This window comes from Peribacillus sp. QJM3NY_7, from assembly GCF_056173225.1.
In genome coordinates this window covers 4,442,545-4,461,394 of record NZ_CM149663.1, presented here as the reverse complement: position 1 = coordinate 4,461,394, position 18,850 = coordinate 4,442,545, and the positions used below count along the sequence as shown (strand labels likewise).

The window sequence follows — 18,850 nt, the reverse complement described above, 5'->3', positions numbered from 1 at the left end:
CAAAAATAATGATTGATTTAATTCCTATACACACCTTATGATAAAGTCATTATCATGTAAAATGACTTAAAATGAATATAATCATCATTATTAATGATAGTTGAGAAAGGGGGGCACTTTTGTGGAAATGAGGGATTTGCAAATATTCCAGTGCGTCGCTAAATATGGCAGCGTAAGTAAGGCGGCTGTTGAGTTGAATTACGTCCAATCCAATGTAACGGCGAGGATTAAGCATTTAGAGCAGGAGTTACGGACGCCTTTATTCAATAGGCATAAACGTGGCATGTCACTAACTGCGGAGGCCAGAAAGATGCTGGAGTATGTAAACAAAATTTTGCTTGATGTAGAAGAACTCAAGCAAGTATTCCTGGATAGTGAAACACCTACAGGGATATTGAACATCGGTACAGTTGAAACGGTCAGCGATCTTCCCAAGATTCTAGCCTCCTATCATAAACAGTATCCAAATGTCGATTTATCCATAAAGGCGGGGTTAACGGAAGACTTAATCAAAGATGTCATTGAACACAGGCTGGATGGCGCTTTTGTTACAGGACCGATCAAACATCCGCTCATTCAGCCATACGATGTCTGTACAGAAAAACTTGTATTAGTTACAAGAAATGAAACATTTAACCTTGAAGAAATCATAACAGAACCATTTTTAGTATTCAGTCAGGGGTGTGGCTATCGCTCCAAACTGGAACAATGGCTGAGGGAAGAAGAGGTGATGCCCAAAAGGATCATGGAGTTCAATGTATTGGAAACGATCTTAACCAGCGTAACACTCGGCCTTGGCATTACCCTCGTACCACAATCGGCGGTAAATCACCTAACAGCCAATGAAAAAGTCCACGTGCATCCAATTCCGGAAGAATACCGCAATATCTCGACAGTCTTCATTCACCGTAAAGATGCTTATATGACAAACTCCATAAAAAGCTTTCTGCAAACGATTGAAGCTCATCATGAAGACCGATTCAAGCAAAATCCAGAAACAGCTCCTGAGGTGATATGAAGGGTGAGCAGCAAATCGCTTTGCATAGAATGATAGGGGATTGCTGAATAGGCTGCGAAACTATTCATATAAAGTAAAACATAAAAATGGCGAAACTGGGACAGCGATATAGCATGGTATGGCATTTATTATTGCTTCGGTTCCTTATGCTTGTCGTTTATTAATCATGTTACTTCTAGAAAGTATTTTGGGAATTATTTAGACACAAAGCCGACGATTTCGTTGGCTTTTTGTCATACATTCAAATGAGAGAAAAAATACCCTCCTATAGCTAAACTGGTAGTTTAGTTATCGAAAGACTGTATTACTTTTCATTAATTGGGAAAATATATAAATAAGAACAAAAAGGAGGGAACAGAGATGGAAGTAAATATGAGTGTTGAAGAAGTCGTGAATCAAATTTCCGACTTAGTAGAAAAAGAAGGGAAGCTACCTCGAAAGAAAGAGGTAAAGAAGTCAGATCCGGAGTTAATGAAGAATGCATTGTATTATTTTCCTAATTGGGATACTGCAGTAGAACATAGCATTGGATCTTAACCAAAACATATATTTTTCAATTAGTACATATAAGGCAAGGGAAGTAATGAAGGCCGCCAATTGGCGGCCTTTTGAACGTGCGATTCTTTACATTATCATACATTCAAGCACTCCTACTCAAACTATCTATTGAATGGTTTAGTTAAATAAAGATATAGACGCATCAAAGTGAATTTAATCTCATATTTTCTTTTTCGGAACGAGTGGAATATCGATCTTTTTAAGTCGATAAAGTCTGATATTTCAATGAAACGCAATGTAACTTTTTTCCATATGGGACCGTATAATAATTTGTTAAAACACAAGAAAAGAGGGTTCCAATGAAAAAGATATTGTTGATTTTGGCAGCCGTTTTTTTGGTAACAGGACTTAGTGCTTGTAAAGGAGTCCAGGAGGGAAATGAGGAATCTCCGCCAATTTCAGAAAAGCCAAATGATAATCCTAAGCAAACCGGCGGGCAAGATGAAGGTCCTTCAGGTGAATCGGTTGAAGACCCGACAAAAGGTCTGCCAAATACGAAAACGGATACGATCATATTGGAAGGTATGGAAGAACCATTCCAATTCACGCTTCATCATAGTCAGGCATTGGGATTCTCAACCTACATCGTGGATGACATGGTCGTTGAAGAGGCTAGTTCTGGTGAAGGAGATGCAATGATTGTTTTTGCGAATTTTGCAGGCAAGAGAAATGAGGATGCCAAAGTTCAGATTTTTTCCAAAAGTGAGGGTGCGAATGCGACAATAGAAGAAAAGAAGGAGTTTGCGAGGGAAGTTGTGATAAGCAACGGCTTTGAGATAAAACAGCGATCTGATAATTCGCCTAACCGATTTGATTGGTCTGAGGTGGAATTTGACATTAGTCAGAAGGGCAGTAATTACTCCATATTGGGTACAGTGTCCGTTTTTCAACATGGCGACCGTGTTTACTATGCGATCGTTCAATACCCGGAAGATTATGAAGAAGGCTTCATACCGCGGGTTGTAAAAATGTTTGATGATATCGTATGGTATGAAGCAACTTGATCAATGAGTATCCGAAATTGGGTACACCATTTTAACAGTGAGTGGTAATATATTTGTCAGGTAAGGAATCCTGTTGAAAGGTAGGGAGATAGTTGGTCTACAGTCTGGGCAGCTCTTTTGCTGCTCTTTTTTGTATGATAGGATTGTCTGCTTTATTCGATCTAGAAGGATAAATGATTGGGTTAGAGAATAATTAGTGATAGGTTTTCGAAAAACGAATTTGATAGAAAATAGGTGAAGCAAGTGGAGTTGGATACATTATATAAGACATATCGACCTTTTCTTTTTTCCATCGCATACCGGATGCTCGGATCGGTTACAGATGCAGAAGATATCGTTCATGATTTATTCCTGCAGCTTAAGCTTGATACCGACGAAATTAAGGACATGAAAGCATATCTTGCGAAAATGACGACAAATCGCTGTCTGAATTTTTTAAAATCAGCCCGTAAGAGAAGAGAGGTTTACACAGGTCCTTGGCTGCCAGAACCTCGGGTAAACGAAACAGATCAGCCTCTAGATAAGGTCGTAACGGATGAAACGGTTGCATATGCCTTCCTCGTTTTGCTGGAACAGCTTTCACCTGTTGAAAGAGCGGTTTTCGTGCTTAGGGAAGCATTCACTTACAGCTATGAAGATATCGCCGAGATGCTGGAAAAGAATGAAGTGAACTGCAGAAAGATCTACAGCCGGGCTAAGCGGAAATTACAGAATGATAGGCCCGTCCATCCGGAGGATACGAAACATGTCGATCTTTTGGCAAAAAAATTCATAAAAGCATCTGCGACAGGAAACTTTGAGGAGTTTTTGGATCTTCTTACAGAAGATGTTGTCCTTGTTACTGACGGCGGAGGTAAAGTGCTTTCTGCATTAAACCCAATTGTAACCAGACAGCGCGTATCCGCCTTTCTTAAAGGCGTTTCCGCTAAAGGAGGCTTCATAGGAGAACTTCTTCCGGTGATGGTCAATGGCCAGGAAGGAATTTTGCAAATGAAAGAAGGAAAGCCTACCAAAGTCATCTGCTTTGAATTAGAACCAAAACAAAAAAATATCCGCAAAATCTTCATTGTCACCAATCCCGATAAATTAAATCATATCCCTGTTATAGATTGAGGGGTCTTTTTTTGGATGTCACAAATCAAACCTCTATTTTGTCTTATAAGTGGAACCTAAAAAGATTTAATGGAGGAGATAGACATGGAACAACGGATTAACTACATGAAGACAAATCGTGAAGTGGTCAAATTAATGATGGGTTTGGAGGAGTACAAGAAAACAACGGAAATCGATAGCACATTAATCGAATTGATAAAAATTCGCGCTTCCCAAATCAATGGCTGTGCGTACTGCTTGGATATGCATACAAAGGATGCCCGGGCAATGGGTGAAACGGAACAAAGAATTTACTGTTTGAGTGCTTGGCGTGAAACACCATTCTATTCTGATTCGGAAAGGGCAGCGCTGGAATTGACGGAAGCGGTCACGGCCATTTCCGCAAACGGTGTACCTGATGAACTGTATGAGAGGGTCCGCCTTCATTTTGATGAAAAGCAATATATCGATCTCGTTACCATAATCATCACCATCAATGGCTGGAACCGATTGGCCATTTCAGCCCAAAACATACCAGGGCACTATAAGCCTGTAATGGAAAAATAATGTCGTTATCAAAACCCCTTGTATGATTACAAGGGGTTTTAATTGTAAACACGTGGCTTTTAAATTATTTTTCTTTTTTATAAAAGCGTTCACCTGTGTCAGGATTATAATACACCCTTGTTTTTTCTCCTGTCACAGGGTCTATATTTATTTCATCTGTCGATTGAAATCCATCAGGAACTTTTACACCGTGATTGCGTTTAAACCGTTTATCATAGATAAAGTATCCAAGTAAAATGCATAAGATAACTATAATAATTTGTAATATATAGTACCCTATGATGAATTTCATTATATTTTCTCCACAATGACGGCGGTTCCATATGCAACGATTTCGCTCATATTCGTACCGATTTCCCCAGAATCATATCTCATCATTATAATTGCGTTTGCACCCATTTCATTGGCATTTTTTATCATACGGTCCATAGCTTCTTTTCTTGAATCTTCAAGCATCGCTGTATATTGCTTGATCTCTCCGCCTACCAGGGACTTTAACCCTGCCATGATATCGCCGCCAATCCCTCTGCTTCTTACAATTAGACCGAAGGCAGGCCCTTTTACCTCTACAATTTTGTATCCTTCAATTTTTTCTGTGGTAACTACCAACACATTAATCGCCTCCGACTTATTTACTTTATTATGAAATTTTCCTGAACTGAAAGCCTAAACAAATTAGCTTAAATATTATATGTAGTTCCTTTTTTATCAAGCGCAATAATCATTCCTTTAAATTTTAACATAATATAAGCTTTACCCCTCTTAACAATGGTTATATGTGTGTAGATTTATGATGCTCATTGCACACATTCAAAATGAATTTCGCTTATTATTTCTAAAAATACTATAAATTGCGGTTTTCCATCTTCACTTCATGAAGAATTTCATGCAATTTATTTTCATAACAAGCTGATTAATTGTGATCTGGAGGCCACGTCTAATTCTTCAAACAGTTTATTTATTTGGTTACGAACTGTAGAAACGCTAATATGCAGATTATCAGCTATTTCTTTATCTTTGAGACCTTGCGTTATATTCTGGATGATCCGCAAATCAACATTATTTTGCGATTCCTGGTGAATAAAGACAATCTATCTGTTTTTATTATTTCTTCAATTAATAATTTCTCACGGTTGACATGTAACTCGTAGGAGATTTGATTAGCGAGCATTTCAGAAATCATTTTGAAATTTTCACTTAATTCCTTATTTTTAATTTCATGGAAGGGGGAAGATATAACACTAAAATCCTTTCCGGAAATTTGATTTTGCTCGAGAAAGGCAAAATTAGCTCAGGAGAATTTCTTATATTGGTCATCATATTTACGATAGGAGGTTCGATACTTAATGTACCTGCGCTGCTAGTCAATTTGGCAAAGCAGGATGCCTGGATTTCCTATATAATAACTACTCTCGTCAGTTGTCCGATTCCTTGAAAAACGACTCGGATAAAATGATTTCTTTCTATTGAAAAAGCCTTGGTATTTATAGGCTTTTTTTAGATTGAATCATATTCTAGCTTTTTCTCCGATATGGTCCCTCATTTTTTCCATGTTCTTGAAATCGTAAAAACAAAATTCGACAAGGATTTCATGGCTGGTGTAAGATGAATGAAAAAGCCAGAAAAGGGATGAATGCTTTGGTTGATTTATTACCGTCGCTGTTTGAAAAAGTGGGGATCATCGTGATTGCTGCCTTCCTGCTTTCTTATATGAAACCCTTTCGGCAAATGATAGGCCATGAACATGAAATGTCGAAGAAAATCATGCTTATCGCACTTTTTGGAACATTCGGCATCATAAGTAACTATACAGGAATCGAAATCGGAAACCATGCCATGCCGGAGGGTGATTGGCATGCTGAGATTGCTCCCGATAACGCGATTGCCAACACAAGAATTATGGGCGTGGCTATCGGCGGTCTGCTGGGAGGACCTTTTGTTGGGTTGGGAGTAGGTTTGATTGCGGGGCTTCACCGTTATTTTCTCGGGGGCTTTACGGCGGGGGCTTGTGCGGTCGCTGCAATTTTGGCTGGGGTTTTATCGGGTCTTTTGGGGAAAAGGCGGCGAAAGCATGGGACGATCACCCCTTGGTTTGCCCTGCCCATTTGCATGGCATTGGAAGCGGTCCAAATGGGCATCATCCTGGTGACGGCCAAACCCTTTGAAAGGGCGTGGGAGCTCGTACAAGTAATCGGGATTCCCATGATCATTATCAATGGATTCGGGACTTTACTTTTCATGCTCATCATTCAGTCGATCACAAGGGACGAAGCACGGACTCGGGCCGTACAAACCAATCTTGCGTTCCTGATTGCGGATCAGACTTTGCCCTTTTTCCGGCAAGGTCTGAATCAAACTTCATGCAAGAGAATAGCCCAAATCATCTTGGGGCTGACTGAAGCTGATGCCGTGGCCATTACCAATGAGCATAGCGTGCTTGCACATGTTGGAGCTGCGTCAGATCACCATGTCCCTAAGGTGGGGATAGCGACAGGCTTAACGAAACAAGCCCTTGAACAAGGGAAAATCATCGTGGCCAAAACAAAAAAGGACATTTATTGCTTTCATGATCAATGTCCATTGCAAGCGGCCGTAGTCCTGCCGTTGCAGGTCCAACAGAAAACGGTCGGGACTTTGAAGATGTATTTCAAGCATCCGGATAAATTAAGCCAAGTGGAACAAGAGTTAGCTGAAGGATTGGCCAAACTATTCTCCACTCAATTGGAACTGGCAAAAGCGGAAATGCAAACGAAATTATTGAAAGATGCTGAAATTAAGGCATTGCAGGCACAGGTCCATCCTCATTTTTTATTCAATGCAATCAATACGATATCCGTTCTATGCCGGACGGATGTCGAGAAGGCAAGAAGTTTATTGCAGGAGCTCAGTGCCTTCTTTCGTTCTAATTTACAAGGGGCCCGCCAAATACTGGTGCCGCTAGAAAAGGAATTAGAGCATGTTAACGCATATTTATCACTGGAGCAGGCTCGTTTTCCAGATAAATATCATATCGATTATCGCATTGAGCCAAGGCTTAAGGAAGTTCTCATCCCTCCATTCACATTGCAGCCACTTGTTGAGAATGCTGTACACCATGCATTTCCACATGTGAAAAACAAAGGTCAAATCATCATCCGCGCATACTTTAAAGACGATGCGATGCACATTGTTGTGGAGGATGACGGAAAAGGGATTCCGGGCGGGAGAATAGATGAATTGGGCAAGCATGCTGTAGAATCGGCTAAGGGAACAGGAACGGCCCTTCATAATATCAGTGAACGGCTGGAAGGGATCTATAAAGGTCAGGCCAGTCTCTCGATCGAAAGTGAAGCGGGACACGGAACCAAAGTGAACATATCAATACCACTCAACGAGAAAGGAGTATGGCAACGATGATGAAAGCATTTATCGTAGAGGATGAACCACTGGCTAGAGATGAATTGAAATATCTATTGAAGAGAAGCAGGCAAGTTGAGGTCGTGGGTGAAGCCGAGGGGATAGAAGATGCCATGAGGGATATCTCCCGCCTTAAACCTGAACTTGTCTTTTTGGACATTGAGCTTGCAGATGGCAATGGTTTGCAGTTGGCTAAGCAATTGGCGGAACTTGACCCCGCACCTTCGCTCATTTTTGCGACCGCTTATGATGAGTTTGCCCTCCAAGCCTTCGAGTTATATGCATTTGATTATTTATTGAAGCCCTTTAATGAAAAAAGGATACGTCAAACATTGGATAAGCTCATGAAGCAGCGTCAAATCGGGAAAGAAGAATCCGGATCAGCAGCTCCCGCCAGCCGAATGGCGGTGGAACAGACAGGTAAATTGGCTGTAGAAATAGATGATCGGATTGTTTTGATCGACCGGGATCATATTTTGTTCATAGGTCTCGTGGAAGGAAAGACGGTCATTAAAACCGGGAAAAATGAATATAAAATCGGCGACCCTCTCATCGTGCTTGAAAAGAAGCTCGATAAGCACTCATTTTTACGGGTGCATCGCGGTTTTATCGTGAATGTCATCCATATATCCGAAATACAGCCTTGGTTCAACTCGACTTATAATCTCATTATGAGTGACGGATCAAACATCCCGGTAAGCCGGACGTATGTGAAGGAGCTAAAGCAGCTGATCGGTTTTTAAAAATTTTCATAATTCTGCATTTTATCTTCGTCATAATGCAGTCCATCCCTCGATATCTGCATTATAACTTGAAAACCCATTGAATTCGCTTTCATTGTGATATCATTTTTTACGATGTAAGTAATAGAGGGGGTTCAAATATGAATGCGGTTACAATTGTCATAGGCTCCATTTGTATATTAATGATTGCCTACCGTTTATACGGGACATTCATAGCACTCAAAGTATTAAAACTTGATGATTCCAAGCCGACTCCGGCCCATAAATTAGAAGATGGAAAAGATTATGTTCCAACAAATAAATGGGTGGCATTCGGCCACCATTTTGCAGCCATTGCAGCGGCTGGTCCTTTGGTGGGACCGATCCTTGCTGCACAATTCGGGTATTTGCCAAGTTTATTATGGCTACTGATCGGGGCTGTAATCGGGGGAGCCGTCCATGATGCCGTCGTGCTTTTCGCGTCGATGCGTAAAGACGGCAAATCCCTTTCGGAAGTTGCGAAAGAAGAACTTGGACCTGTAGCAGGCTTCTGTACAGGGCTCGCGATGCTTTTTATCATCACGATCACGATGGCAGGACTTTCAATGGTCGTTCTGCATGCTCTGGAATACAATCCATGGGGGACATTCGCTGTCGGGATCACCATTCCAATCGCCATGGGTGTAGGGCTTTACCATAAAAAAACCGGCAACCTGAAAGGGGCGACCATCGTCGGGTTCGGGCTCATCATGGCCGCAATTTTACTTGGGCCGAACATTCAAGGAACGGCACTTGGCGACTTATTGACACTTGAGGCGAGCACACTTGCCATCATTTTGCCGATCTATGCTTTCTTCGCTGCCGCCTTGCCTGTTTGGCTGCTGCTGGCACCTCGTGATTACCTGAGTACATTTATGAAAATCGGTGTATTTGCCGCATTGATTATCGGCGTTTTCGTAGTGAATCCAGAAATCCAGTTTCCTGCGTTTACCGAATTCATTAATGGCGGGGGCCCGATTGTAGCCGGTCCTGTTTGGCCATTCATTTCAATCACCATCGCCTGTGGCGCGATTTCAGGATTCCATGCATTTGTCGGATCCGGTACAACTCCAAAAATGTTAAACCGTTGGAGTGATATCAAATCCGTTGGTTTTGGAGCGATGCTTGTGGAATGTGTCGTTGCCATCATGGCATTGATTGCTGCGGTTTCACTGCAGCCAGGAGATTATTTTGCGATTAACTCCACACCTGAAGTATTTCAAACATTAGGTATGGAAACCGTACACCTTGACGAACTCAGTGAAGAAATCGGCATTAATCTGGAGGGACGGACAGGCGGGGCAGTTACACTTGCTGTCGGCATGACCTATATTTTCACCGAAATCCCCTTCTTTGACAAACTGGCTTCGTTTTTCTTCCAATTCGTCATCATGTTCGAGGCGGTGTTCATATTAACTGCCATCGATTCAGGGACACGTGTTGCCCGTTACTTAATCCAGGACTTCTTCGGGGAGTTCTATAAACCATTAAAACGAGTCGACTGGCTGCCGGGGAACATCTTTGCCAGCGCATTAGCCTGCTTTATCTGGGGATATCTGCTTTACTCTGGGGACATCGGTTCGATCTGGGCACTTTTTGGCGTATCCAACCAGCTCATGGCTTCGATTGGACTCATAATCGGTGCGACCGTCGTACTGAAAATCGCAGACAAACGCTGGTATATCTGGACATGCCTCGTACCCCTTGCCTACTTATATGTAACAGTCAATGTAGCAGGGTACTGGATGGTGAAAAACGTATACCTGAACCCGGACTCTGCAGGATTCAGCATCTTGAACGGAATATTATCGATCACCATGTTAATCCTGGGCTTGATCATCCTGGTTGCCGCCTTGAAAAAATGGCGGGAGCTTTGGAAAATCCCTCAAGCAGAACTATTGAAAAGATCCGCATAAGCATATAAAAAATCCGGGTGGAAACTGCCCGGATTTTTGTACGTCATGACGCCAGCAATTAAAATCAAGACACCAAAACCTTAAAAAGGAAAGTATCAATAACCCCAACTTTGTTAATGATAGCAAATGAGGAGGTGTGATAAGATGGCAAAAGATGTTCTATGTGAAGTGAATAATTGTAAATATTGGGATTCTGGAAACAAATGCAGCGCAGATGCTATTTATGTTGTCAGCCATAAAGGGAACCAAGCATCAAATAGCAAAGAAACGGATTGCAAAACATTTGATCCAGAAATTTAAAACATCGGGGGTAACCATCAACTGGTTGCCCTCTTTCATTTTATTATTGATAATAAAAATCATTTTCATTCAAGAATATAGAAATTCATTTTATTTTTCTTCATGAAAAGGATATTTGGGTGACAATATCGTGAGTTTGAGCGATTTATTCGTGATTTTGGCAGATATAAACTGAGTTTGATCGATAAAATCAAAAATTTGATCGATATCCACGAGAATTCGTGCGATAACCCCGTGAATTCGCCATTTACTCGTGAGTTTGAGCAGTTTACTCGTGAGTTTAGGCAGTTTACTCGTGAGTTTGAGCCGTTTACTCGTGAGTTTGAGCCGTTTACTCGTGAGTTTGAGCCGTTTACTCGTGAGTTTGAGCAGTTTACTCGTGAATTTGCACTATTTACTCGTGAGTTTGATTGATTACTTTTGAAAGGGTCAGCCCGTCACCGATTGGGATTAGCATTGATTCCAGTTGAGGATGTTTGGCCACGGTTTCATTGAATGCCTTCATAAAGGCAGTGTGACGTTTAGGTTCAGCATCCGGATCTGCGACACTGCCCCTTGCAAGTACGTTATCCATGACGATTAAAGCGCCTGGCTCTGCGAGTTTAATGCAATATTGCAGGTAATTTTCATAATTGTCCTTGTCAGCATCTATAAAGAAGAAATCAAATTTCTTGTTATCATGAGCGAGTTTTTCAAGGCTTTGCAGGGCTGCTCCGGTCATATAGGATACTTGATCGCCAAAGCCAGCTTTGGTTAGATTGCGATAAGCTAATTTTGCGTATTCCTCCTGTAATTCAAGGGAGGTTAATGTACCTTCGTTGCCGAAACCCCTGGCAAGGCAGATCCCGCTATAGCCTCCAAGAGCGCCTATTTCCAACACATTTTTAGCTCCTGAAATGGATATGAGCATGGTAAGAAGTTTTCCAGATGAGGGAGAAACCGATATGGACGGCATTCCGTTTTCTTGTATGGACGCAATGACTTCTTCCAAAAGATCATCTTCAGTATAAAATAATGAATCGATATAACTGTTAATTTGTTTCATTCATTTCCATTCCTTTCTCATTGGAAGTTTCCTTTTCTTCACTGCCCTTTTCGGCTGCTTCTTCATTTTCTTGTATTTCAAATAATTGAATGAATTCGTTGATTAACATATCAATCGCTTTTAATTCACCGACTAAGATTTTATGTAGTCGTTAGTTTAGCATAGATGATAAAGAACAGTGTTAATTCGGCTATTATCACAATATTCGGTACACCGACAAACAAATTAAAAATAAAAAAGACGGCTAAAATCCCTAAAAATAACCCTAAATGATATATTTGCAACCGCTGGTGCTTATGTCTATATTGGTGGAAAACAAACGTTGCTGACATGAAATAGAGCAATACGGAACCAAAAACAAAATAGAGGATAAATGAATAATGGACCTCATGTAAAAACAATAACCTGATGGCTGCTGCAATCATGCTTATAGACATTAAAATAAACAGATGACCGTAAATGATGATTTGGCCGGAAGATTGTACAGACTTGTCGACTTTCTTGTCCATATTATCGAAATATTGCCACCACATGGCTATTATCAGGGCAAATGAAATGATGGAAAAGGCTATCGAATCCCAATTTCCTTGTTTAGGTTGAATGACCGCAAGCGTGCTTACAAGAGCTTCCCCAAAGAGAATGATGGTAAATAGGCCAAAGCGCTCCAACAGGTGGGCCGTATTTGTAGGAACCTTTTCCAAGCACTTTCTTCCAAGGATCGGGACAATGATATCGACCAGGATGCCCAAATACAACACAGCATACCGAAGCCAAGAATCAAAAAGGACGGACAATATTGAAATGGCGATTCCAATCCAAAAATACCTTCCCAAAAAGAGTGCTGCCTTTTTTCGAAATCCCTCTTCTATCCGCTGTACAACGAGATATTGGATAGCAGTAACGGCTCTTAAACCAATATAACCAATTAAAAAAGAAAGGTAATAAGGATCAAAATCTGCAGATAGGCTTGATGTCATGATCAGAACAAAAAACATTTGCAATATCAAAAATAGCCGTTGATGAAATACATCCTTTCCAAACCGGTTAATAAATATGGTTTGCCCTACCCAAGCCCACCAGATAGGAATAAAAATCAGCACGAACTTTAATAAATACTCTGGATGGATATATCCATCTTCAACATGCAGTAAAACATGAGTTGCGCCCGCAACGGCCGCCACAAATAACAAATCATAAAAGAGCTCTAACCATGTAACTTTCTTTTCATCCATTTCTGTACTCCTCCCAACGCCTTATAGGTTATAGTATGTTGGAAACATTCAGAAAATGGAAGGGGTCCAATATAACTTTGAGGTAAGATATGAAGTTCTTTTTTCCCAATATTAAGTTAAGCCAAATTTAGTACATACAAGCTTGTAATCAGGAGTAACGTCGCTTTTTTACTTTTGGTATATTGTGGTGCCGCATGAGATAAACAGGGAGGGAAGTAGATGACCCGAACCATCGGTCTTATTTGCGGCAGTTTACGGGAAAATTCTTATAATTGAATCATTGCTCAATCATTGATAGATATGGTTGATTCGGATCATTTAAATCCGCCATCCAGGACGTCGACGTATTTATCGTAAGTCCTGAGTACGATTCTGGAATGCCAGACGTATTAAAAAATACATTGGACTGGGCATCAAGACCTCATGAGTCCGCCGTTCTTACCAAAAAATCAGTTGGCCTTGGCAGACAGTCGGCGGAAAGGGAGCGGATTTCTGAAATCAAGCTACTTCTTCTTGGGTTTTGTAAAATATGAACGTTGATTTCCCTTTCATTTTGATTAGATGAAGCCCTTTAAAACGCTCATTCCACCCCCTCAACTTTCATCCCCGAATCCGCTTTATACCTTGTCCTCATGACCTCACTTGCCTCCAAACTGCATATGTACAAACCTTCCAAATATAGCCTGTATTGAAAACTGATTACATGCAGTATTGTGCACAAATGTTTAAAGAGTATATTATTGTGCAGTAACCATGACAACATTCGGACTGAGAAACGCTACATTTTTAATAAGAAGTGAGATATCGTAGAAGCAGGGAGAGGGATTGAGAATGTTTTTAGATGAAAGAAGCGCCAATTTACTAAAACTATTACAGCATTCGCCCATTTCAAAAATGAAAGAACTTGAAGCCCAAACAGGTCTGACGAGAAGGCAGATTCAATATGGATTGAGCAAAGCGAATGACTGGCTCCAATTTCATGGATATCAACCGATTCAATATAATCGTGAAATGGGCTACTCCTTTTCTGAAACAATCAGGGATGAAGAATTGAATGTAAAACTGACAAAACGCAATTATATATTTTCAGAGACAGATAGGGAAAAGGTTTTTTACCTTATGATCCTGTTAAGCCAAGAAGAATTATCCGTCTATCATTTCCAGACGATCACCGGGGTTTCGCGAAATACGGTGCTGAAGGATTTAAAAAGACTTAAAGAGAAAAACAGAGACTTATCGCTCAAGATCCAGTATTCCAAACAAGATGGCTACGTGGTGATTGGGGACAGCCGAACAAAGAGATATATCATTGAACGTCTCGTGCATGATGTACTGAACAGTCCCAATAGTGAATGGATCATGGAGTGCATATGGGGAAATCATGAAAAGCAAATCGGCTCGATCCGGTTACAGCTTGAAAGGGCCGAACGTAAATTGGGCATCACCTTTACGGATGAACGGCTTCATGAACTGAGCTATTTATTTCTATGTACAGATCAGCTCATAGGAAAAGGGGAAGAGTTACAGGCCGACCAGAGCTGGACGCCGTTTGTTGCGACGGAAGAATACAAACTGGTCGAGGAGATGACCGGGACGGATGCCTTTCAATCAGTATGGAGCGAAACGGAAAACTTATATGCAGCCTTACATTTATTGAGCATGAATCGAACGAAGGATATTTCCCCTCTTAAGGATGATGAAGTCATTCAACACCTTTTGCAGGAAATCGTGGAAGAGTTCGAGAGGCTGGCATTTGTTCACCTGAAAGACAAAGAGCAGCTATGCCAGCAATTATACGTTCATTTTAAACCGGCATATTATCGCCTGCGGTATGGTCTCCCGCAAATGAATCCGATGACGGGACGAGTGCAGAAGGTATATCCCGAACTGCATCATTTGACAAAAAAATCCCTGTGGGTGTTGGAGAAAGAGGTTGGCTGTCCAGTATCGGAAGAAGAAGTGGCCTATTTCACGATTTATTTTGGCGGATGGCTGCGCAGGCAAGGCACTACATTGGATGATCGAAAACGGGCGATTGTCGTATGCCCGAATGGTATCGGCATCAGCAATATCCTCATTTATACATTAAGGGAGTTATTTCCTGATATTTTGTTCCTGGATGTTTTGTCCGTTAGAAATGCGGCTGAATACCCGCTGTCGTACGATCTTGTTTTCTCGACCGTGCATATGAGAACAAAAGCGGCATTATTCGTTGTACCGCCGATTTTGGAAATGCAGGACAAACATACATTGCGCCAGCAGGTCATGCAGGAATTATATGGATATTCGACGGATAGTGTGGATGTTGCAGCTTTATTAAAGATCATTTCCAAGTATGCAACCATCCATGAACAGGATCAGCTTGAAAAGGCTTTGAAGTCGAATGTGTATACCCATACACCAAAAATAACCCAATTTTCTTTAAAGGAGGCAGAGAAGCCCGTGTTAGAAGAACTGCTCAATATGCAAACGATCCAATTACAGCAGCAAGTTTCCGATTGGAAAGAAGCGATTCAAGTCGCGGCCAAGCCTCTCGTGGACTTAGGTACCGTCGAAGAACGATATGTGGATGCCATGATCGAGGCCATAGAAACGAATGGACCATATGTAGTGATAACGCCTGGAGTGGCGATTCCCCATGCACGCCCGGAGCAGGGGGTCAGGTCTTTATCCATGAGTCTGCTGAAATTGGACGAAGCCGTGGACTTTGCTCCGGATAAACCGGTTCGCCTGATTATCATTTTGGCGGCCGTAGATATCGATTCGCATCTGCGGGCATTGATCCAGCTCACTCAATTATTGAATGATCCGGCCAATATAGAAGAAATAGTAAGCACTTCAGATAAATCGGTCCTTATGGAGTACGTTCATAAATATTCGAAGGAGGAAGCGGAATGAAAATCATGGTAGTATGCGGAAACGGATTGGGAAGCAGCTTCATCATGGAGATGAATGTGAAGAAAGCATTGACGGAAATGGGGAAGACGGCCGAGGTGGATCATACGGATCTGGCATCCGCAAAAACGGTTCAAGCTGACATTTTCCTGGGGGCAGCGGATATTGTTGGCCAGCTGGATGATGGAACCCGGACGATCGTCACACTGGAGAACATGATGAGCATCCCTGAAATCAAATCTAAATTGGAAATGCATGTAGGATAAAAAGGAGAGATGGATATGAAGAAAATCATGGTAGTGTGCGGTAATGGATTGGGAAGCAGCTTCATCATGGAGATGAATGTGAAGAAAGCATTGACGGAAATGGGGAAGACAGCCGAGGTGGATCATACGGATCTGGCATCCGCAAAAACGGTTCAGGCTGATATTTTCCTGGGAGCGGCGGATATTGTCGGTCAGCTGGATGATGGAACCCGGACGATCGTCACACTGGAAAACATGATGAGCATTCCTGAAATCACATCGAAATTAACTTCACATCTATAAGAAGAAAACATAAAGAAGAGGGGGAGAGGCAATGCTGGAACTTATCATGAATGACATCTTGGGTACACCTTCCATACTTGTGGGGCTGTTTGCCCTCATTGGACTGCTGTTACAGCGGAAATCCAGTGCGGATGTCGTATCCGGAACGCTAAAAACCGTCATGGGCTTCATTATCATCGGAGCGGGAGCGGCAGTGCTCATTGGCGCCCTTGATATATTCAGTAAAATGTTCGATCATGCATTCAACGTACAAGGCGTCATACCGAATAACGAAGCCATTGTCGCAGCCGCCCAAAGTGATTTTGGGACTTCGACTGCACTTATCATGGTATTTGGGATGGTTGTCAATGTTTTGCTTGCTCGTTTCACGCGATTTAAATATATATTTTTAACGGGACACCATACCTTATTCATGGCTTGTTTACTTGCAGTCACCCTATCCGTCGGCGGGCTCAGCGGATTTCCGCTTATCTTGGTCGGCTCCATCTTATTAGGAGTATGCATGGTGTTGTTCCCAGCCCTCCTTCAGCCATACGTACGGAAGATTACCGGCAGCGATGATTTTGCCATCGGCCATTTTGGGACTATCGGATATTTCGTATCCGCGAATGTGGGAAAATGGTTTGGAAATAAGGAAAAAACAACAGAACAAATCAAGGTTCCCAAGTCTTTAGGATTCCTGAGGGACACATCGGTCGCTGTATCGCTTACGATGACGATGTTCTTCGTGATCGTCGCATTGTTTGCCGGGCAGAACTATATCGAAACGGAATTATCGGGCGGTTCGAACTTCATCGTATTCTCTTTCATCCAGGCGATAACATTTGCTGCGGGAGTCTACATCATCCTTGCAGGAGTACGGATGTTAATTGCTGAAATCGTCCCTGCATTCAAAGGGATTGCCGATAAAGTGGCGCCGAATACAAAACCTGCATTGGACTGTCCGACCATCTTTCCATTCGCTCCAAATGCAGTGATCATCGGGTTTCTATTCAGTTTCCTGGCTGGACTACTATCTATGTTCCTCCTTCCGGCACTTGGATTGAAAGTAATCGTTCCTGGGCTCGTACCGCATTTCTTCACCGGAGCTGCAGCAGGTGTTTTCGGAAATGCCACGGGAGGCAGACGCGGAGCGATGCTTGGATCGTTTGCCAACGGACTCATCATCAGTTTCCTGCCGGCAATACTCTTGGTCTTCTTGGGGGATGTAGGGTTTGAAGGCACCACATTTGGTGATTCGGACTTCGGTGTGGTAGGTCTCTTGATCCTGAGTGTCATGAAACTTTTAGGATTATCCTAAACTGTTATACTAATAAGGTACAGAAGTAAAAATATATGAATGAAACCAACAGCCTAAGATCTTATAGATAATGGGCTGTTGGCATTTTAACATCATTCTGATTTTTGAGGTGATTGGCATGGCCAACAAAGCAATTGTGCTTGATTTGGATGGCACGACATTGAACGAAAGAAATACTGTGAATGAGACGCTGGAACAATACATAGGCGAACTTAGGGAAAGCGGTAAGCTGATTTTCATTGCAACAGGAAGAACGCTGGAAGAGGTGAGGGACGTTTTGCCGGCCGGCATGGAGGCCGACGGAATGGTGACCGCCAATGGAATGTCCGTATTCATCGGAAAGGAACAGATTGTCGAGCACGCCCTGTCGACGGAACTTGTCGAAGAATTGGTCGCCAAAGCAGGAGCGGAAGAGATTTTTTACGAAGTTCATCCGAACGAAGGAACACGGATGGCATTGCTTAAAGATAAAGACTATATGGTTAAACAAGGTTTGAAACCAAAACCTGGAACAGTCGATGAAAATGAATGGCTATCAAGACAGGACGCAGTCGAAGACAAGATAAGATGGTCAGAACAACTGGATATAAAGAGCGTCGCCAAAATCTACTTTTTCAGCAATGAAATGAATACGATTCGAAAATGGAAAGCGGAGTTGGGGAAAATCAAGCAGTACAATGCCTTTACCACAGCTTCCTCCACCCATCATAATGTAGAAGTGACCGTGGAAGGCATCACAAAAGCAACAGGCGTTCAACTGCTGCTGAAACATTTTCAGCTAGCACCCGAAGAGATCCTGGCAGTAGGCGATGGCGAAAATGACCTCCCGCTATTTAAACTCGCCGGACATTGCGTTGCCATGAAAAACGCCACTGACCTTGTCAAAGAACAAGCCGATGAAGTGACGGAGTATTCATATCGAGAAGATGGACTGTATCGCTTTTTAAAGGCAAAGTTTCACTAAAATATTCTGGAAGGCAAAGAAGATCCAATCTTGCTTATGAAATTTGAACGTGGATTGGAACGTAGGGCACTCGCTTTCCGGGCGGTCCGGGAGCCTCCTCGGCGCACTTGCGCCTGTGGGGTCTCCCTTGGACGCGTATTCCCGCAGGAGTCTCGTACCTTCCGTTCCAATCAACTGGATTGTTTTTTAAGTCTGGTCTCATCCCGAACCATGATTTTAAAACAAAACTAGATTATCCCTATTGGTTTTTATTG

General features: G+C 42.1%; 21 protein-coding genes and 1 pseudogene. 16 read left to right on the top strand and 6 right to left on the bottom strand.

The features are described 5' to 3' along the window. The first annotated feature begins 121 nt into the window (after positions 1-121). From AC0VX1_RS21430 to AC0VX1_RS21410, 5 genes are all read left to right on the top strand, one after another. Complete coding sequence (locus AC0VX1_RS21430; RefSeq protein WP_475468858.1) at positions 122-1,018, top strand: LysR family transcriptional regulator; 897 nt, start codon at positions 122-124, stop codon at positions 1,016-1,018. Between the two features lie 360 nt (positions 1,019-1,378). Next, positions 1,379-1,555 carry a hypothetical protein gene (locus AC0VX1_RS21425; protein ID WP_164468801.1) on the top strand — a complete coding sequence of 59 codons (177 nt, stop codon included), beginning with the start codon at positions 1,379-1,381 and terminating at the stop codon, positions 1,553-1,555. A 320-nt stretch (positions 1,556-1,875) separates the two neighbouring features. Then, a complete protein-coding gene (locus tag AC0VX1_RS21420; RefSeq protein WP_475468856.1) occupies positions 1,876-2,580 on the top strand; it encodes an LptM family lipoprotein in 705 nt (234 codons plus the stop codon). A 243-nt stretch (positions 2,581-2,823) separates the two neighbouring features. Continuing rightward, positions 2,824-3,693: an RNA polymerase sigma-70 factor gene (locus AC0VX1_RS21415; protein ID WP_475468854.1), complete on the top strand. Its 870-nt coding sequence runs from the start codon at positions 2,824-2,826 to the stop codon at positions 3,691-3,693. Between the two features lie 84 nt (positions 3,694-3,777). After that, positions 3,778-4,239, top strand: a complete 462-nt coding sequence (locus AC0VX1_RS21410; RefSeq protein ID WP_063235135.1) for a carboxymuconolactone decarboxylase family protein — start codon at positions 3,778-3,780, stop codon at positions 4,237-4,239. 64 nt (positions 4,240-4,303) lie between these two features. Here the strand turns inward: AC0VX1_RS21410 and AC0VX1_RS21405 are convergent, their stop codons facing one another. The 3 genes from AC0VX1_RS21405 to AC0VX1_RS21395 form a co-directional block, all read right to left on the bottom strand. Then, positions 4,304-4,531 carry a hypothetical protein gene (locus AC0VX1_RS21405; protein WP_034304201.1) on the bottom strand — a complete coding sequence of 76 codons (228 nt, stop codon included), beginning with the start codon at positions 4,529-4,531 and terminating at the stop codon, positions 4,304-4,306. Next, positions 4,531-4,851: a YbjQ family protein gene (locus AC0VX1_RS21400; protein ID WP_034304199.1), complete on the bottom strand. Its 321-nt coding sequence runs from the start codon at positions 4,849-4,851 to the stop codon at positions 4,531-4,533. Before AC0VX1_RS21400 ends, AC0VX1_RS21405 begins: the two co-directional genes overlap by 1 nt. A 287-nt stretch (positions 4,852-5,138) precedes the next feature. Next, positions 5,139-5,291, bottom strand: coding sequence for a response regulator transcription factor (locus AC0VX1_RS21395; RefSeq protein WP_475468851.1), 153 nt, complete (start codon positions 5,289-5,291; stop codon positions 5,139-5,141). A 167-nt stretch (positions 5,292-5,458) separates the two neighbouring features. Here AC0VX1_RS21395 and AC0VX1_RS21390 point away from each other — a divergent pair, with 167 nt between their 5' ends. The 5 genes from AC0VX1_RS21390 to AC0VX1_RS21370 all read left to right on the top strand — a co-directional run bounded on the left by AC0VX1_RS21390 (position 5,459) and on the right by AC0VX1_RS21370 (position 10,612). After that, entirely contained in the window at positions 5,459-5,674 is a 216-nt protein-coding gene (locus AC0VX1_RS21390; protein ID WP_475468849.1) for a GerAB/ArcD/ProY family transporter, read from the top strand. Between the two features lie 203 nt (positions 5,675-5,877). Beyond that, complete coding sequence (locus tag AC0VX1_RS21385; protein ID WP_475471852.1) at positions 5,878-7,635, top strand: LytS/YhcK type 5TM receptor domain-containing protein; 1,758 nt, start codon at positions 5,878-5,880, stop codon at positions 7,633-7,635. Then, positions 7,632-8,378: a LytR/AlgR family response regulator transcription factor gene (locus AC0VX1_RS21380; protein ID WP_475468847.1), complete on the top strand. Its 747-nt coding sequence runs from the start codon at positions 7,632-7,634 to the stop codon at positions 8,376-8,378. The genes AC0VX1_RS21385 and AC0VX1_RS21380 overlap by 4 nt, the downstream gene beginning before the upstream one ends. Before the next feature lie 140 nt (positions 8,379-8,518). Then, the gene (gene cstA, locus AC0VX1_RS21375; protein WP_475468845.1) at positions 8,519-10,312 is read left to right on the top strand and encodes a carbon starvation protein CstA; all 1,794 of its coding nucleotides are present in this window, start codon (positions 8,519-8,521) and stop codon (positions 10,310-10,312) included. Between the two features lie 144 nt (positions 10,313-10,456). After that, entirely contained in the window at positions 10,457-10,612 is a 156-nt protein-coding gene (locus AC0VX1_RS21370) for a DUF1540 domain-containing protein (RefSeq protein WP_065310844.1), read from the top strand. 394 nt (positions 10,613-11,006) lie between these two features. On the opposite strand, the gene AC0VX1_RS21365 is transcribed toward AC0VX1_RS21370, so the two are convergent. Genes AC0VX1_RS21365 through AC0VX1_RS21355 form a run of 3 tightly spaced genes read right to left on the bottom strand, consistent with a single transcriptional unit; the run spans position 11,007 to position 12,889 of the window. After that, on the bottom strand, positions 11,007-11,657 hold the full coding sequence (locus AC0VX1_RS21365; RefSeq protein WP_475468843.1) for an O-methyltransferase: 651 nt from the start codon (positions 11,655-11,657) through the stop codon (positions 11,007-11,009). Further along, positions 11,644-11,766: a hypothetical protein gene (locus AC0VX1_RS21360; protein ID WP_264639418.1), complete on the bottom strand. Its 123-nt coding sequence runs from the start codon at positions 11,764-11,766 to the stop codon at positions 11,644-11,646. Before AC0VX1_RS21360 ends, AC0VX1_RS21365 begins: the two co-directional genes overlap by 14 nt. 31 nt (positions 11,767-11,797) lie before the next feature. Continuing rightward, the gene (locus AC0VX1_RS21355) at positions 11,798-12,889 is read right to left on the bottom strand and encodes a low temperature requirement protein A (protein WP_063575198.1); all 1,092 of its coding nucleotides are present in this window, start codon (positions 12,887-12,889) and stop codon (positions 11,798-11,800) included. A 276-nt stretch (positions 12,890-13,165) separates the two neighbouring features. Here AC0VX1_RS21355 and AC0VX1_RS21350 point away from each other — a divergent pair. The 6 genes and pseudogenes from AC0VX1_RS21350 to AC0VX1_RS21325 all read left to right on the top strand — a co-directional run. Next, positions 13,166-13,350: pseudogene (locus AC0VX1_RS21350) on the top strand (NAD(P)H-dependent oxidoreductase); the annotation flags it as partial. 370 nt (positions 13,351-13,720) lie between these two features. Continuing rightward, on the top strand, positions 13,721-15,787 hold the full coding sequence (locus AC0VX1_RS21345) for a BglG family transcription antiterminator (RefSeq protein ID WP_475468841.1): 2,067 nt from the start codon (positions 13,721-13,723) through the stop codon (positions 15,785-15,787). Continuing rightward, positions 15,784-16,050 (top strand): PTS sugar transporter subunit IIB, encoded by a 267-nt coding sequence (locus AC0VX1_RS21340; protein WP_048883162.1) that lies wholly within the window; start codon positions 15,784-15,786, stop codon positions 16,048-16,050. Before AC0VX1_RS21345 ends, AC0VX1_RS21340 begins: the two co-directional genes overlap by 4 nt. 15 nt (positions 16,051-16,065) lie before the next feature. Further along, on the top strand, positions 16,066-16,332 hold the full coding sequence (locus tag AC0VX1_RS21335) for a PTS sugar transporter subunit IIB (RefSeq protein WP_053536259.1): 267 nt from the start codon (positions 16,066-16,068) through the stop codon (positions 16,330-16,332). 31 nt (positions 16,333-16,363) lie between these two features. Beyond that, complete coding sequence (locus AC0VX1_RS21330) at positions 16,364-17,632, top strand: PTS ascorbate transporter subunit IIC (protein ID WP_413009132.1); 1,269 nt, start codon at positions 16,364-16,366, stop codon at positions 17,630-17,632. 118 nt (positions 17,633-17,750) lie between these two features. Next, on the top strand, positions 17,751-18,596 hold the full coding sequence (locus tag AC0VX1_RS21325; RefSeq protein WP_475468838.1) for an HAD family hydrolase: 846 nt from the start codon (positions 17,751-17,753) through the stop codon (positions 18,594-18,596). Positions 18,597-18,850: the final 254 nt, after the last annotated feature.